This window comes from Vagococcus fluvialis bH819 (assembly GCF_900163795.1).
Taxonomy (GTDB): Bacteria; Bacillota; Bacilli; order Lactobacillales; family Vagococcaceae; genus Vagococcus; species Vagococcus fluvialis_A.
On sequence record NZ_FWFD01000003.1, the window covers coordinates 243945 to 260625 of the forward strand.

Sequence of the window (16681 nt, forward strand, 5' to 3'; positions counted from 1 at the left end):
TCCTTCTTTCATTTATTCTCAATTCATTATAACATTAATTAAACGTACTTTTAAAATAAAAAATTAAGGCTGTGACAGAAACAATAAACTTTATGCCACAACCTCAACTATTTTTTTAGCCTATTTTAGAAATTCATCTAATTGATTTTGCATTTCTTTTTGTACTTTATCCCAACCTGCTTTTTCTAAGTCTTTAGACATTTTAGCGACATTTTCTTCTGGGTCAACTGATCCAGTATTCACGCTATCTTTGTAACGACTCATGATATTGGCAATATTAGTTAATTCAGTTTTAACACTATCTGTTTTAAAGTTAAAACCTAATGTTGGAGAAACAATCGATTCTTCTATTTTTTTATCACGTTCTTTAACTAAGTCATCTGATAAAGTGTCTTGTGTGTAAAGAAGCATGTTATTTCCTGTGTTCCAAGCCGCCATATGTTTATTAGGTTTGTAACCATCTAATAATTTAATTTTGTTGTCACCTGATTTTTCCCAAGCGTCCCCTTCAACACCCCATACTAAACCATTTAATAATTCTGGATCACTGTTTAGCAATCCTAAAAATTCAACTGATTTTTCTTTGTTTTTAGAAACATTAGAAACAACAAAGTTAGCCATTTGTGCTTGAGCTGTTGTTCTGTATGGTTTTGTAATCGCACGAGAAACTATCGGTTGTCCTGCAGCATTGGTTAGTACAGTATCGCCATAATCCATAGGTCCTTGTGTTTCTTCACGCATGAACCATGTATTTCCTTCTAACGGGAATCCAGTTGTGTTTGTTGCTGCGTCTGTTGGAATAAGTCCAGCTTCATACCATTTACGGTAAGTTTTAAGGTTATCCATCATGTCTTTGTCTTCATATTGATTAATAATTTTAGGATTTTTTTCTTCATCTAATTTAATCGCAAATGGGTAACTTTTACCTAATGGATAATCATAATCACCTGAAACATTAAAGTTTTGACCTATTGCAAATGCAGCAATATTTGGTTCTTTTTTATGAAACTCTGTTAACACTTTTTCAGCATCTGCATAAGAATTAATATCATCTACATTTAAGTTATATTTATCAAGATATTGTTTGTTAAATGTTAACATTTGTTGACCATACACATTTCCTTTAACTGGGAATCCATATAATTTATTGTCCACTAAGTTCCCTTTAATATAAGAATCATCTAACTGATCGTAAGCTTCTTTCGCGTACTCAGGCGCTAGTTCAGTTAAATCAGCATACGCTCCCTTTTGAGCATTGGCAACATAGTTTGAAGCAAAAGAGAGATCGTAATTTTCACCTGAAGCAATGATGGTACTCATTTTTTGATCCCAGTCGCCCCAACCGATATATTGAAGATCAACTTCAACATCAATTTTTTCTTTGATACGTTTATTAGCGATTCCCATTAACTCATCATAATTTTCTGGTTTATCCCCTACTTGGTACATTAAAAGAGTTGTTGTATCACTTTTACCGCCAGATTTTCCACCTTTAGCGTCTTTACTACCACCATTACCACACGCTGCTAATCCTGCCACTAAAAGTGCCGCACCAGCGACAGTTGCGATTTTCTTAAAGCTCTTCACCATTAATTCCCCCTGTATACTTTTTTTATTCTTTCACGCCACCAATTGTTAAACCACCCACAAAATATTTTTGGAAGAACGGGTAACTTAAAGCAATCGGTAGGGTTGAAACCACCACAATAGCCATTCGCGCTGACTCACTTGGAAGAGCGGCTAATCCTCCTGCAATTTGTGATCCCATTCCGGTGTTCTTAGCTAAGTAATCCAAATTATTTTGGATTTTCATTAGTAAGTATTGTAATGGAACCAAATTGTCTTTTTGAATATATAACAAAGCGTTAAACCAATCGTTCCAGTAACCTAAAGCTGCAAACAAACTAATTGTTGCAATTCCTGGTACCGCTAGTGGCAAGACAATCTTCATAAAAATGGTCATCTCACTTGCTCCATCAATTCTAGCAGATTCAATAATGCTATCAGGCACTGTCTTTTTAAAGAAAGTTCGCATGACTAGAATATTAAATGGACCCAAGGCAAGTGGTAAAATCAATGCCCAAATCGTATCTTTTAATTGAAGCATATTGGTCATAACAATATAATTTGCTACCATTCCTGGTGAAAATAACATTGTTATAAGAGCAAACATCGTAAAGAATTTTCTAAATGGAAAATTCGAACGAGAGATAACATAAGCGTATAATGATGTCATTGAGGCATTCACTAAAGTCCCAAAGACAGTTACAAAAATTGTCACCCCAAATGCTCTGAATATTTTTTCAGACATTTGGCCAGCAAATATATATCTATATGATGCAAAAGACCATTCTTGTGGGAAAAAACTATAGCCATTCTCTGCTAAAGAAGTTTCACTCGTTAGTGAAATAATAATAACAAAGATAAATGGGATTAAGCACGAGATAGCAAATAGTGCCACCATAATATTAAAGAAGAAATCGACTTTAGGACTAAAAGCTCGAACCTCTACTCTAGTTACTTTTTTTCTACTCATTTGTCACACTCCTACTAGAATAATGCTGAATCTGGATCAAGCTTACGAACAACAAAATTCGCTAAAATTAATAATGTACTTCCGACAACAGATTGATACAAACCAGCAGCTGCTGTCATACCAATATCCCCCGTTGCTGTTAAACCATTATAAATATAAGTATCTAATACTGTTGTTACTTCATATAAAGCCCCTGATTGTCTAGGTATTGAGAAAAACATACCAAAATCAGCTTTGAAAATCCCACCAATATTTAGAATTAATAAAATACTCATCATCGGTAATAACTGTGGGATTGTCACATTTTTAATTTGTTGCCATTTACTTGCCCCATCTACCATTGCAGCTTCGTAGTAAGTTGGATCAATTCCCATAACTGAAGCATAATAGATAATACTGTTATACCCTAAACTCTTCCACACGTTTAACACAACGAAGATTAATGGCCACCATGTTGGATCAGTGTACCACTGAATAGGTAGTTGTCCATTTTGAGTTAACCATTGATTAATAATTCCTTTATCCGGACTTAAAAATGCATACACAAAATATGAAATAACTACCCAAGATAAGAAGTAAGGTAACAATGACATCGTATTATAAACCTTTACTAATTTTTTATTACGTAGCTCACTCATAATAATGGCAAATGCTACTGCAAAGAATAAGTTAAATGCTAAAAATATAATATTATAAGCTAATGTATTTCGGGTAATTAACCATGCATCATTTGATGCAAACAGGAATTTAAAATTATCAAACCCAACCCAAGGACTTTGTTTTAAACTAGATATAAAACCATCAGGTGATAGTTGAAAATCTTTAAACGCAATAACATTAGCAAATACTGGAATATAAAAGAAGAATATAAACCAGATAAATCCAGGTATTGCCATAAAAATTAACGCTCTAAAGCGGTAGACATCAGCCCAAAACCCTTTTTTCTTTTTCTTCACTTTTTTTCCTCCCTTCATTCACACTGAAAGTATAACGCTTTCTTTATTTCTTTATAAGAAACAAATTAAAGAGGTTTTGAAACAAACTATAGTTTATAAAGTACTTTTTCATAAGAAGATACTTTTTTTTAAACCCTTACTACACCAAAAAAAGTTGGAAGAGAACTTTAGTTAGTTCACTTCCAACTTTATAAATACTTAATTACCAACCACCAGAAAAGCCGCCACCACCGGATGAACCTCCACCAAATGTTGAGCCGCCACCAGAAGAACCACCACTAGACTCATTATAACTTGACCAAATCATCGTATGCATATAATAGTTTCCTAATGACATATTGGTTAGATCATTCAAAGCTTTCTGCCTTTGATCACTGTCAATTTCTTTTTTTCTCTTTTTAGCAAATTTATATGCTTTTTCAAGTGATGCCTCATTAATTGTTAATTGGCCTAATAATTCTGGATCTGATAAGTCTTTATCTTTTAAAAAGTAATAAACCATTAAGGCTATGATTAATTTATAGTCGATACGACCAAGTTGTTTTTCTTTTTCACTAGCATACTGCTGAGAAACAGTTTCTATAAATTTTTTATTTTTTGCAGCTATTTTTAATGATTGACGATGTTTTTCTGTCACAATTTCCACATAGTCTCCAACAATCAACATCTCAACATCTGATAAATAAGGATTAACAGTTACTGGATAATCAAATGAGCTACTAATTGGTATCAATTCAGATTTCAATGTATCTAAATGTTTACTATCTAAGTAAACTGACACATTATAAGGCGCTTCTTTTTTAAATTGCTTACAATATTGAATCAAACTATCAATCAATAAAAATTGGGCAACATAATTCTTTAAATCAGACTCATTTGATAAGAACTTCATTTTATTTGGCATGCGATTTATTTTTTTGGCAATAGCTTCCGATAAATTTACTTTGCTCGCACCTTTTGTTGCTCCTAATATCGCATTCGTTTTATCTATGTAAATGTATCCCACTAATTCTTTTGCCAAATATGATTTAGTTAGTTTCTTGCGAATAAACATAATACTTAAAATATAGATGATAGCCACTAATGCAGCTAAGATAAAGAAGAATAGAACAACAATAAAAATCATTTTAACTATTTTTTCTTGTCTCTCTTTTTCAGCTACCACCATCTCTTTAGCTGAATCTAAATCGCTATACTTTAATTTTACTAACTGTTCAATATTTTTTGAAATCATCATTACTGATGCTCCGTATTTTTCATCTTGTAGTAAATCAGTGGCTTCTGACGTGACAATATCTTCTTTCATACTATCAGTAATGATTTCTTCCACACCATATCCTGTCTCCAGTCGGTATTCTCGATCTTCTACTGCAATAACAAATAAAAAGCCATTATTTAATTCTTTATTTCCAATGCCTAATTCTTTAAACTTTTTTTCAGCATAACTTTCAATGGAATCAAATCCCTTCAAACTCTTTAAGGTTACAACAGCATATTGTGGTTCACCTGGAAGAGTAATAAAAACCTCTTCATTGATTTGTTTAATATAATTTTTATCTTCTGTCGTCAGTATATTAGCATTATCTTCCACGAAAATATTATCACTGTCAGCAAACACCTTACCCGAAAATATAATAAAAGACATTACTACTACCAACAACCCAATAATCAGACCCATTTTACTCTGTTTTTTATAACAAATACGCTCCATTTTAGTTACCTCCTAAGTCACAACTTAACGCCGCTAAACTTACTTACTAAAATCAACTTCTGGTGCTTTTTCTGCTCCCTCATCCGCTTCAAAATATTCTTTTTCTTCAAACCCTGTCATTCCAGCAATAATTGATTTTGGGAATTTTTTAATTGAAACATTGTATTTTTTAACTGTATCATTATAACGATCCCGTTCCACAGAAATCCGATTCTCTGTTCCTTCTAATTGAGTCATCAATGTTTTAACGTTCTCATTTGATTTCAATTCTGGATAATTTTCCATTACTACCATTAATCGAGATAAGGCTGATTCCATTTCATTTGAGGCTGTAGCTTTTTCTTTGACTGTATCTGCTCCTGCCATTTTACTTCTAGCCTCAGTAATATTGCCAAAGACTTCTTTTTCTTGCTCCATACTTCCTTTAACTGAATTGACTAAATTAGGAACAAGATCATAGCGACGTTGTAATTTAGAATCCACTTTTGCCCACTGACTTTCGACCTCAGCTTGCTTTGTAACTAGTCCGTTATATGTAGTAAACCCAAAAATAACTAACAATGCAACAACTCCACCAATAATTAAACCTGTTTTCTTTCCCTGACTCATTTTTATCTCCTCCTTGTTTTGTAACTAATATGTCATATATATTACTAATATGACAAGTATAACACTAGTTTTTTAGTTTACATCCGTCTAAAGACTGATGGGAAATTTAAAAGTAAGAAGAAGCTAATCCACAACATTAGCCCCTCCTTACTTTTCTGAATAATTTTTAATAATAAGTGGACAAATAACTTTTATCTGCCTTATTTTTTTGCGTATCTTTTAGCATCTATAGTCATCTCAACTAGCAATGATTCATCATTTATATTTGTGATTTCTGCAATTACACTCTTCATATCTTGTTTATTCAACATCTCCTGAAGCCGTTGACTCTCTTCATCTGCCGGATCTTTATAGTTTAAAACCATTCCAGCCATGGCAATCAAATGATTGGCTTCGATATCATAAGTTCCCATCTCTCTAATAGGTCTAATAAACCGCTCTTCATAGCCTAATTTTCTAATAGGCGTTCTTGCTACACGACTAATGCTGTCAGAGATATATTTATTTTGAAATCTTTTAATTATCTTTTCAATATATTTATTGTGTTCGTCTTTATCAAATCCCCACTTTGTTACTAATAACTCCCCAGTCTCTGCTAAAACAGCTTTTAGTTGAGCTAAAACTAAAGAATCTTCCATTGCTTCATCGATGGTTTGATACCCTAGAAGAGCACCTGTGTAAGCCACTGTTGCGTGTCCAGTATTTACACTAAATAATTTTCTTTCGATGTATGGCTCTAAATCATCCACATAATGAACACCTTCTAAAACGAGTTTTGGATTTTTCATTTGTTTTTTGTTAATCACCCATTCACTAAATGGTTCAACTTCAACATATAAAATATCTTCATGACTTTGAGCAGGAACAATTCGATCTACAGCTGCATCTGGAAAACCAATCCACTCATCTAAATAAGTTATGTCAGATAAATGTTTTTTGATTTCTTCTTTAAGGAAGCTTGAACCACCGATCATATTTTCACAAGCTACAATGTCCAACGTTTGTTCTATATTTTCTTTTTCTCTTAATTGAATTCCTTGAGCTAATAGAGGAGCGATTAACGGTAGTATATTGGGACCAATTGCTGTTGTAATAATATCAACATCCAACATGGCTAGTAAAACTTTTTCTGGTTCTAATTGATTGTTTAATCCTGTTACTTGATCAATTGAAATTTGTTGATGACTCTCATCTGCTAAACCAATCATATATTTACCTTCTGTTTTTAATTGTTCAATAATTTCTTGATTGACATCAACAAAAGTAACCTCAAACTTATTTTTATGAAGAATTTCACCAATAAAGCCACGACCAATATTTCCTGCTCCAAAATGAACTGCTTTCATTCTTTTCATCTCCTATGCTAAAACTAGCTTTTCTGTTATTTCTTCTTTTTTCAATGCATCAGCTAAAACAGCAACATTATCAATATCACTACAATAAAGTGCGATTTGTTGAACTAACTGCAGATGCTCTTCTCCTACGCCTGCTATACCAAACAAGATAGTCACAATTTTCGGCTCTTCTTCAGTGCCAAAATTAACACCTTCAGGCACTTGAACCATACAAACACCTGAGTTTTTCACATATTTTTTTGCCTCATCTGTACCATGAGGAATGGCAATAAAATTTCCCATGTAAACAGATAACATCTTGTCTCTTTCAATCATCGCTTCTATATAGTCTTCTTCCACACAGCCAGCTTCTACTAATTTTTGGCCACAAAAGCGAATCGATTCTTCTTTTGTTTCAAACTGTTGTTCTAAAATGATCATTTCTTTAACTAGTACACTTGTCATGATTATCTCTCCTTATCTATTTTTTAATTGATGAAGCATCTGTTCAAACTTTTTTGTTTGAATTAAACTATCCACTTCCAAATAAAAGGCATTTGGAACTTTACTTTCAACTTGTTCTTTTAACTCATCTTTAAAAACAAATAGTGCCCCTTTTTCATTAACTAGATCAGTAACATTAACTTTTTGAATGAGTAAATTGATTTCTTTATCTGTTAAAACTTCTTCAAATAATTTTAAGCCCATTGTTGCAGATCCTACTCGATCATCATGAACCAGATAAATACTTTTAACTTCTGAAAAATCAAGTTTTTGATTAGATTCTGAAATCATCTCTTTTCCTTCTAATTTTTCTTCTGTTTTTCCACTCAACTCAGCAACAATCCAATCGTACTTAGGTGAATTTAAAAAGTTTTCAACTGCAACAAAACTTGCGTCAGGAGCTTTTTGTTTAGCTCTTTCTTGAAGTTCAACTTGAGTGACAATTAAAACATCAGAATCATTTATTAAATTATTAATAGCGCTATTAGTTACTTCCTGTGGTAGATCTGCTTCTTTTATTTTTTTCTTAAGCAAAGAAGCACCCATAGCACTTGATCCCATGCCAGCATCACAAGCAAAAATAACTTTCTTAACTTCAGTTAAATTACCAATACTTTGATTACCTTGACCTTTAGCTTCTTTTTTAGCTGCTTGAGTTTCACCAACTGCTTTTTCAAATGAGTCAATATCCGTTGATTTATCTGCTTTTAAAATGACACTAGCAACAAAGAATGACACAGCCGCAGCAACTAAAACGCCCATTAATACAGCTAAATGACTTCCTTGCGGTGCCATTGCTAGAATAGCAATAATTGAACCAGGAGATGCTGGTGCTTGAAGTCCTGCATTTAAAGCTTGGAAGGTAAAACTTCCTGAAATTCCACCTGCAATAACGGCTAAAAAGAGCATTGGTTTCATCATCACGTATGGGAAGTAGATTTCATGAATTCCTCCTAAGAAATGAATAATAACGGCACCCGGTGCTGATGATTTGGCTGCACCCTTACCAAACATCATAAAGGCAAGTAAGACACCCAAACCTGGTCCAGGATTTGCTTCTAATAAGAAAAGAATTGATTTACCAGTTTCTAACGCTTGCTCTGTTCCAAGAGGTGTTAAAATTCCATGATTAATCGCATTATTTAAAAAGAGTACTTTTGCTGGTTCAATAAAAATATTAGCTAAGGGAATCAAATGAGCAGATAAGATTGCATCCACCCCTTGTGCCATGGCCTGTGTTAAACCGTCAACAACTGGTCCAACGATTGAAAAACCAAGTAAAGCTAAAAAGAAACCAATTAAACCAGCTGAAAAATTATTAACCAACATTTCAAAACCAGCTTTGATTCGGTGCTGAAATATTTGATCAAATTTCTTAATACAAAAGCCTGCTAAAGGTCCCATTAACATAGCACCTAGCATCATTGGTACATCGGTTCCGACAATCACTCCCATCGTAGCAATCGCCCCAACAATTGCCCCACGATCAGAGGCAATCACCTTACCACCTGTGTAACCAATCATAATTGGAATTAAATACGTTAACATTGGGCCAACCATAGTGGCAAATTTTTCATTTGGTAAATAACCATCTGGAATAAAAAGCGCTGTCAAAACACCCCATGCTATTAACGCACCAATGTTTGGCATAACCATGCTTGATAACGTACTACCTAACTTTTGAACTTTTGCTTTTAATGAACTTTTTGTCTTTATCGACTCCATCGATATCCCCCTCTTTTTTTGTGTTATCTTGATATTTAAATTGTATTCGCTTACCTTAACCAAAAAAAGTCGTACTTTGACACAAACAACTGTGCCAAAAGTAAAAAAAAGGTGTCTAGCTCCAATTTCTTGGAGCCAAACACCTTTTTCATTATTAAAATAATCCCTGATTTAACAATTTTAATACTTCATTCTTGTCATTACTATCACTTAATTTTTTTATATTTTCTATATCTGAGCAAAAAAATGCCAATTCTTGTAAAAAATCTAATTGATTTTCTGATTTAACCGCAACAGCTATGATGATTATTGCTATTTGACGTTGCGAGCCATTCCCAAAATCAACCCCATCTGGCACTTGCGTTAAGAATAGGCCTTCCTCAAGAACTATCTCTGAATTACCACTCCCATGAGGTAAGGATACAAAATTTCCAATATAGACACTTGCTAGTTGATGTCTTTCTTGCATCTTTTCAAGATAATCTTCTGTTACATACCCTAGATTTACTAACTGTTCTCCTGAATAATTAATCGCCTCTTCTGCAGTTTCAAAGCTTTGATTAAGGCTAATATTATCAATACTTAATTTCATGATTAACTCCTTAATGTTTCATTTCTTCAATTAATAAAGTTGATAAAAGTTGATACATAATAGACTCATTCCCTGAATTAAAGATTTCAGTATATAAATCATTCATAATAATCGCACCACTGATTTTACTCAACAACTTTGTTTCAATCCCCGTAACTTCTTGGGGTGAGAGCATGAGTAAAATTCTTGAAACTTTCATCTCTACCTTATCCATTCCCATTAGAGTCATTTCTTCTTCTAAATCCATGATACAAAAAATAGGTTTTTTGATTCCTTCTGTGGAAGCGTGGAATAAAGCCATGGATGTTTTAGGGATTGCTACTGGAGATTGTTTTAATCGTTTCAATAATTTTTGATAAATTTGTTCTTGATTACTCACTAATTCCTGATCTAAATTTGATAGCAGGGCCTGTAATAATTCCTCTAACTCCCCTGAATAGCTAATTTTTTTAACAAAAAAATGTGACAGTAATTCATTCACATCATCCATAAATTTAAGAACTTCCGTATAAGCCTTACCTTCATCTAAATTTTTAATTGCCACTCGAGGTTTTCTATCTCGCTTATCTATTTTCTTTAAAACATCCTTTAACCGTTTAACCTCATCTTCTAGTAACAAGGGCGTGACTAATTCATAATGACCTTGATATCCGGGTAATACTGATGTCGAAACAACCAGATCATAATCTTCCTCTAATTTAATTTTATCTAATTCGGCAATACTATAAAAATGAATTTGATGAATAAACGGAAAATGATGACGTAACTTCATCTCTAACATACTAGTTGAGACCAAGCCACTTGGTGAAAAACCAGCAACATCTACTTCAATGATTTTTGGACTACGTTCAAGGGAATTAGCAAAATGAAGAACCATATAAGCAATCTCTTCTTCTGTTAAAACCTGACCTTCAAAAGCAATTGGTAAACTTTGGCGAATACCATTAGCTAACTCTTGATACTGCTCCATAATTCGTTCAAGAATCGGATTAGTTAAGGTATCTTCTTTAAGAATAGCTCTTGAAAAAACACCAGATAGATGAGTCAAGAGCATTTTGTATAAATTATAATCTTCAAAAAAATCAATTTCTGTCTCTTCACTGACAAGTTCAATCAAAGTTTTCACATCATAAGCTAACTCTGTATCAAAATTTTCTTCAAAAAAATTCTCATCAAAAGAGTTAGAAAAATCATTCAACAAACTACTATAAAAGACAATTTCATTAACTGGATACAGCTGCTGAGTTTCTTTGCCTAATTTTGCAAAAATTCGTTTAGAAATATTCAACATATTTTTATTCAATCGCTCTGTGTAGGTATCTTCAAATAAAACATGACCTGCTTTCACTCTTTTAACAGATAAAAAAGCTACCAAAATAAGGTGTTGTCTCTTACGATCGCTTAAATTGGGTAATGACTGATTTAGTTCTTCTAAAACCATTTTCTTTGTACTAAAGAAATCTGGGCTACTTATATAGCTAAAAAAATAAGGATTTTCATTGTTCTTAGGATCATAATTGAAAAACTGATACTCATTAATTTCTGTTTCTAACACATTGGCCATCAGTAGCCTACGGTATTTTTCTGAACCTGTTATTTCATACCCTTGATTCCGGACAATTTTTAATGGACTTTGCTTGATCTGCTCTTCTAATTGTTTAATATCTGCGTAAAAAGTCGTATTGCTAATCTGATATTTCTCTAGAAATTGAATCATTGGTATAACTTCAGTCGTATCTAAAAATTCCAATAAAATACTTCTTTGCCTTTCAATCGTAGACAATTCCATTTGAGTCGTTGTTCCTAACAAAGCTTCTAACTCTTTTTTTTGTTCCTTTTCATAAATTAGTTGGTAGTTTCCTCTTGATATCTTTTTGACATCCACATCGATACTAGCCAAACTCTGAGTTAAACTATCTAGTTCACGATAAACCATTCGTCGACTTACTTTTAATAACGTTAACATCTGATTAATCGAAACAGATGCTGGACTATTTAAGAGTTCTGTTAAGAGTATCTTTTCTCTTGGCGTTAAAAACATTTACTCACCTACCTTCTGTAACCATTTTTCAAATTCTTTCATATTAAATAAACTAGCCATTTCCAAAATAAAAGAAGTTTTAAGTTTTAATTGTTGTCTTTCTTCCATTTCTTTCGTTAAAATATACCAACAATTTTTATTAATAACTAAGGTTTCTATCGCCTGTTTAGTAATCGTATAGTTTAATTCTTGTTGATCTAATTTTTTTCGCATCATCTCAATCGCCATCGTTTGTGACCCTCTGATATTTTTTTCAAATAATATGACTATTTCTAATAGTTGATTTTCTTTTTGAGAAATTAATCCTTTTTCTTGTTTGATTTCTTCCAAAGGATAATTTTGTAGTAACGTTACCATATCATTGATTTCTAAAAAATTTTCAATTAAAAGAACTTGGACATCTGGCGCATTTTCTAACAAAATTTTCTCTAATTGAGGGTGTACTAATACTAATGATGTTTGATTATTTACCACATCATAAACTGATTGATTCTCAATTTTGATTACACCATATTTTTCTTGTGAATTTCTTCTAAGTAAACTAGCTCCCATAGCACTTGAACCAATACCAGCATCACAAGCCACAATAATTTTATTTACTTTTAAAGGGAATTGAGTCATTTTAATTGGTTCCTCCACTTGATTTTTTTCTGTCTCGTTCTCCAGATAACGCCTTTTTAAAATAATACTAGCTAAGGTAAATGATAAAATAAAACTAACTAAAATACCTAAACAAACACCTAGTAAAGAACCTGAACTGGTACTAGCTAAAATTAGGAAGACTGATCCCGGAGAAACTGGATACCTTAATCCTACTTGAAATAATTCAAAAATAAAAGTTCCAGTAAAACCACTTAATGCTACTACAACAAAAAGCAATGGCTCCATTAAAACAAAAGGAAAATAGACTTCATGGATTCCTCCAAATAATTGGATAAAAAAAGCAGTCCGTGCATTTTTTTTATTTAAACTATTTCCTTTTACTGCGTAAGCAAGTAAAATCCCAAGACCTGGTCCCGGATTTGTCTCAAGTAAAAAAAGAATAGATTGCCCGTTACTACTTACCATATTTAATCCTAGTGGTGTTAAAACGCCATGATTGATGGCATTATTAAAAAAAAGAATTTTTAATGGGTCGATTAGTAGACTAACAAAAGGAACTAACTGGTGCTCAATCATCCAACTAGCACTGAGACTAAGCCCCTCATTTATGCCATTGATTATTGGTACAAATAAAAAAATGCCTAACAAACAAAAAAAACTGCCAATCATGCCAACTAAAAGATTATGAAGTAACATCTGATAACCTTCTTTGATTTTTGTTTCTAAAAATTGATTGATCCTATGATAGCTATATGCAGCTAGTGGGCCAATTAACATGGCACCAACAATTTGTGGGCTATCTGCTCCAATGATTAAACCAATAACGGCAATAGCCGAAACAGTCCCGCCCCTTATTTTTTCAATTTTACGGCCACCAAAGTAAGCAATCAATAATGGTAATAAAATATTAATTAAAAATTCTTCTGTTGAGACAAGTAACTCTTGAACTTGTCCATCCGTAAATTTTGAGAACGTATTAATAATTCCCCAAGCAATAAAAATACTTAAATTAGGCATCATCATACTACTTAAAAAATGACCGAATTTTCTAAATGAGCCGATTTTTTGTTTCATTTTCATTTTTTTCAATCCCTATCACAGATATTCTTTCTTTGATGATAGCATAGAGTTTCAATATTTGTGTATCTTGTTGTTCAAAAGAAAAAAGGTATTGTAAGAAAAAGATGACTCTCTCCTACAATACCTTTATTATAATTATTTTTTCGTATCTTCTACCACTCGATTAATATGGATAACCAAGTAAATCATTTCAGGTTCTTTAATTTTAACATTTTTTGTATGGCATAAATAATCTTTGATTCTTTGACTACAATTAAAAGCTTCTGGGTACTTACTTTGAACTAATTCATATAAAAATTCATCATTTTCTTCAATAGTTTCATTTTGTAAAATTCGTTTTACAAAATATTGAATATGTGTCACCATTCGGTTGTAGCTAAGGGACGTATCATCAAACATTATTCCAAAGAAGCGACTAATAATGTTTAAAATATCTCGAACCATCTCAGTACTTTCCATCGTTATTGGCAATTCATTAGCATTTATTCGACTATTAGCTAAGTGAATCGCTATAAAACCTGCTTCATCAGATGGAAACTCTATCTTTAATTGCTTATTGATTACTTCAATAGTTTTTAAAGCGACTTTAGATTCTTCAGGATAGAATTTTTTTATTTCAAATAGTAGTGGGTTGGGTATGTAGATACCTTTACGACCTCTTTCAACTGCGTAATTCAAATGGTCTGTTAGTGTAATATATGCTTGATCAGAGTATTCATGATTTGTCGTCTTTTCAGCAAATAATATCGTTTCTTTTGCAATATCTAAAATCATTGGGTCAATCGTTAAAACCATTTTTTCAATTTCACTTACACCTTCGGAAGAGCTTGAAACGAACACCTTATCTATTTTTTCAGAGTCAATTTTTTCCCCTTGCTTTTTTTGAAATGCTAACCCTTTTCCCATAACAACAATTTCTTCTAATCGATCATTTTCAGAAATAACAACATTATTATTTAATACCTTTTTGATAATCAACGGTTATCTTGCCCCTTCCTAATCATGATCGTCCCTTTTAAATGATATCTATAGTTTAACGTATCTTTAATCATTTACAAAATATATTACTTAACTAAGGTTAAGAAATCTTCACCATCGATTATTTCTGTTTGGTTTAAGTCTAACACATCTAGAAAATCAGCTGAATTTGTCACTACAATCGGAGTAATCGTTGGCTTACCACTTGCTTTAATTTTTTCAATATCAAATTTAACAAGCAAGTCGCCAGCTTTAACTTTATCCCCTTGTGCTACCATTTTATCAAAACCTTGTCCCTCAAGTTCGACAGTATCCATACCAATATGCATTAAAATTTCTGCACCATTATCAGTTGTCATACCTACTGCATGTCCTGTTGGAAAGATTGTTGCAATTACACCATTTGCTGGTGCACGTAATTCACCAATTGTTGGTTCAATTGCTAGACCTTTTCCTAAAGCTCCAGAAGCAAATACTTCATCTGGAACTTCTGTCATTGGAACAATTTTACCTGTTAATGGAGATTTTAATGTTTCTCTATTTTTTGATGCTGTTTTTTCTTCAACTTCTTCAGCTTCAGTATCAAATCCTAGAACTAATGTTAAAGCAAAGGCAATAATAAATGAAGCAACCACTCCAATAACCGCCATAACCACATTAGATTCAACACCATCAATTGTGCTGATAAATCCTGGAATACTTAGTAGACTCACTAATCCCATGGCGAAGGTTTTAACACCAGCTCCAGCAATAATTGCTCCACCAACTGCTCCACCAATACATGCTGCGTAGAAAGGTTTTTTAAGTGGCAAAGTAACACCGTAAACGGTTGGTTCTGTGATACCAAAAACCGCTGTTAACGTTCCAGAGATAGCCAAAGCTTTTCTCTTTTGATTTTTTGTTTTAATAGCTACTGCTAGCGCTGCTCCTGCTTGAGCAATAACTGCCCCAAGTAACATCGGAATCATTGTATCGTACCCTATTGTTGTTAAATTTAACATAGCAATTGGAATCAATCCCCAATGCATACCAAACATTACAAAAACTTGCCATAAGCCACCCATAACTGCCCCAGCTAAGATTGGACTGAAACCAAAAATCGTGCCATAAGCTTTACCTAAGAAAACGCCAATGATTGTTCCTAATGGTCCGATAGCTACAAAAGTAAGTGGTGCCATAACAAGAACTGTAACTAAAGGAACTAAGATAATTTGTAGAAAATCAGGTGAGATTTTTTTTGCAAATTTTTCAACATACTTTTGAATCCAAACAAACATAATAATCGGAATAACTGTTTGCATATATCCTGTAGGTCCCATAATTGCAGGGATACCTAAGAAATCCAAACCTGATTGTGCTCCTGCAATAGCAGAGATACTTGGATGTAGTAAAGCTGCTGTAATAGCTAGTGCAATAAATGGATCTGTTTTGAATTTTTTAGCTGCAGTAAAAGAAATAGCAAATGGTAAAAACTGCATAAAACCATCTGAAGCTGCAAATAAAATTTGATATGTGCCAGATTTGTCTGATAACAAACCACCTACTACTAATAACGTTAACAATCCTTTAAGAACCCCGACACCTGCCATAGCTCCCAAAAATGGAGTAAATATACCAGAAATAATATCAATAAATTGATTAAATATGCTTCCCTTCGGACCTTTTTGATCAGATGATGATTCTCCCAATCCTGATATTTCAACTAGTTCACCATAAACATCTTTAACATGACTACCGATAACCACTTGATATTGTCCACCACTTTGAACAACTTGAATGACACCAGGATGTTTCTTAATCTCATCTGTTTTTGCCACAGATTCATCTTTTAGTTTAAAGCGTAAGCGTGTGGCACAATGCACAACACTGTCTACATTTTTCTTTCCACCAACTAAGTCTAAAACATCTTTGGCTAATTCTTGATTCGTTTGTTTTGACATTTTGCTTCCTCCTCTTAATTTAAAACAACAAAAAAAACCCAAACTGAGAGAAATATACTAAAAAACATTCTC

Annotated in this window: 13 protein-coding genes; all 13 read right to left on the reverse strand. The window is 32.9% G+C overall.

The window, feature by feature from the left end; translation table 11 throughout:
- Positions 1-120: 120 nt before the first annotated feature.
- Positions 121-1587, reverse strand: coding sequence for an ABC transporter substrate-binding protein (locus FM121_RS01460; RefSeq protein ID WP_086950466.1), 1467 nt, complete (start codon positions 1585-1587; stop codon positions 121-123).
- Positions 1588-1612: 25 nt separating this feature from the next.
- Positions 1613-2536: a carbohydrate ABC transporter permease gene (locus FM121_RS01465; RefSeq protein WP_086950381.1), complete on the reverse strand. Its 924-nt coding sequence runs from the start codon at positions 2534-2536 to the stop codon at positions 1613-1615.
- Positions 2537-2550: 14 nt separating this feature from the next.
- Positions 2551-3510, reverse strand: coding sequence for an ABC transporter permease (locus FM121_RS01470; RefSeq protein ID WP_086950382.1), 960 nt, complete (start codon positions 3508-3510; stop codon positions 2551-2553).
- Between the two features lie 184 nt (positions 3511-3694).
- Positions 3695-5203, reverse strand: coding sequence for a TPM domain-containing protein (locus FM121_RS01475; RefSeq protein ID WP_086950383.1), 1509 nt, complete (start codon positions 5201-5203; stop codon positions 3695-3697).
- A 39-nt stretch (positions 5204-5242) separates the two neighbouring features.
- Entirely contained in the window at positions 5243-5812 is a 570-nt protein-coding gene (locus FM121_RS01480; protein ID WP_086950384.1) for a LemA family protein, read from the reverse strand.
- Positions 5813-6012: 200 nt separating this feature from the next.
- Positions 6013-7158 (reverse strand): mannitol-1-phosphate 5-dehydrogenase, encoded by a 1146-nt coding sequence (locus FM121_RS01485; protein ID WP_086950385.1) that lies wholly within the window; start codon positions 7156-7158, stop codon positions 6013-6015.
- 12 nt (positions 7159-7170) lie between these two features.
- Positions 7171-7611 carry a PTS sugar transporter subunit IIA gene (locus FM121_RS01490; protein WP_179203765.1) on the reverse strand — a complete coding sequence of 147 codons (441 nt, stop codon included), beginning with the start codon at positions 7609-7611 and terminating at the stop codon, positions 7171-7173.
- 12 nt (positions 7612-7623) lie between these two features.
- Complete coding sequence (locus FM121_RS01495; protein WP_086950386.1) at positions 7624-9375, reverse strand: PTS mannitol transporter subunit IICBA; 1752 nt, start codon at positions 9373-9375, stop codon at positions 7624-7626.
- Positions 9376-9529: 154 nt separating this feature from the next.
- On the reverse strand, positions 9530-9967 hold the full coding sequence (locus FM121_RS01500; protein WP_256958389.1) for a PTS sugar transporter subunit IIA: 438 nt from the start codon (positions 9965-9967) through the stop codon (positions 9530-9532).
- 10 nt (positions 9968-9977) lie between these two features.
- A complete protein-coding gene (locus tag FM121_RS01505; protein ID WP_086950388.1) occupies positions 9978-12008 on the reverse strand; it encodes a BglG family transcription antiterminator in 2031 nt (676 codons plus the stop codon).
- On the reverse strand, positions 12009-13691 hold the full coding sequence (locus FM121_RS01510) for a PTS transporter subunit EIIC (protein ID WP_086950389.1): 1683 nt from the start codon (positions 13689-13691) through the stop codon (positions 12009-12011).
- Positions 13692-13826: 135 nt separating this feature from the next.
- Positions 13827-14669 carry a BglG family transcription antiterminator LicT gene (gene licT / locus FM121_RS01515; protein WP_086950390.1) on the reverse strand — a complete coding sequence of 281 codons (843 nt, stop codon included), beginning with the start codon at positions 14667-14669 and terminating at the stop codon, positions 13827-13829.
- 86 nt (positions 14670-14755) lie between these two features.
- Entirely contained in the window at positions 14756-16609 is a 1854-nt protein-coding gene (locus tag FM121_RS01520) for a beta-glucoside-specific PTS transporter subunit IIABC (RefSeq protein ID WP_086950391.1), read from the reverse strand.
- Positions 16610-16681: the final 72 nt, after the last annotated feature.

What these genes read in the sequence shown, in the direction of transcription:
- FM121_RS01485 (WP_086950385.1), bottom strand. Translation starts at nt 7,158, where the DNA reads ATGAAAGCAGTTCATTTTGGAGCAGGAAATATTGGTCGTGGCTTTATT.
- FM121_RS01490 (WP_179203765.1), bottom strand. Translation starts at nt 7,611, where the DNA reads ATGACAAGTGTACTAGTTAAAGAAATGATCATTTTAGAACAACAGTTT.
- FM121_RS01510 (WP_086950389.1), bottom strand. Translation starts at nt 13,691, where the DNA reads ATGAAAATGAAACAAAAAATCGGCTCATTTAGAAAATTCGGTCATTTT.
- FM121_RS01495 (WP_086950386.1), bottom strand. Translation starts at nt 9,375, where the DNA reads ATGGAGTCGATAAAGACAAAAAGTTCATTAAAAGCAAAAGTTCAAAAG.
- FM121_RS01465 (WP_086950381.1), bottom strand. Translation starts at nt 2,536, where the DNA reads ATGAGTAGAAAAAAAGTAACTAGAGTAGAGGTTCGAGCTTTTAGTCCT.
- FM121_RS01475 (WP_086950383.1), bottom strand. Translation starts at nt 5,203, where the DNA reads ATGGAGCGTATTTGTTATAAAAAACAGAGTAAAATGGGTCTGATTATT.
- FM121_RS01480 (WP_086950384.1), bottom strand. Translation starts at nt 5,812, where the DNA reads ATGAGTCAGGGAAAGAAAACAGGTTTAATTATTGGTGGAGTTGTTGCA.
- FM121_RS01500 (WP_256958389.1), bottom strand. Translation starts at nt 9,967, where the DNA reads ATGAAATTAAGTATTGATAATATTAGCCTTAATCAAAGCTTTGAAACT.
- FM121_RS01520 (WP_086950391.1), bottom strand. Translation starts at nt 16,609, where the DNA reads ATGTCAAAACAAACGAATCAAGAATTAGCCAAAGATGTTTTAGACTTA.
- FM121_RS01470 (WP_086950382.1), bottom strand. Translation starts at nt 3,510, where the DNA reads ATGAAGGGAGGAAAAAAAGTGAAGAAAAAGAAAAAAGGGTTTTGGGCT.
- FM121_RS01505 (WP_086950388.1), bottom strand. Translation starts at nt 12,008, where the DNA reads ATGTTTTTAACGCCAAGAGAAAAGATACTCTTAACAGAACTCTTAAAT.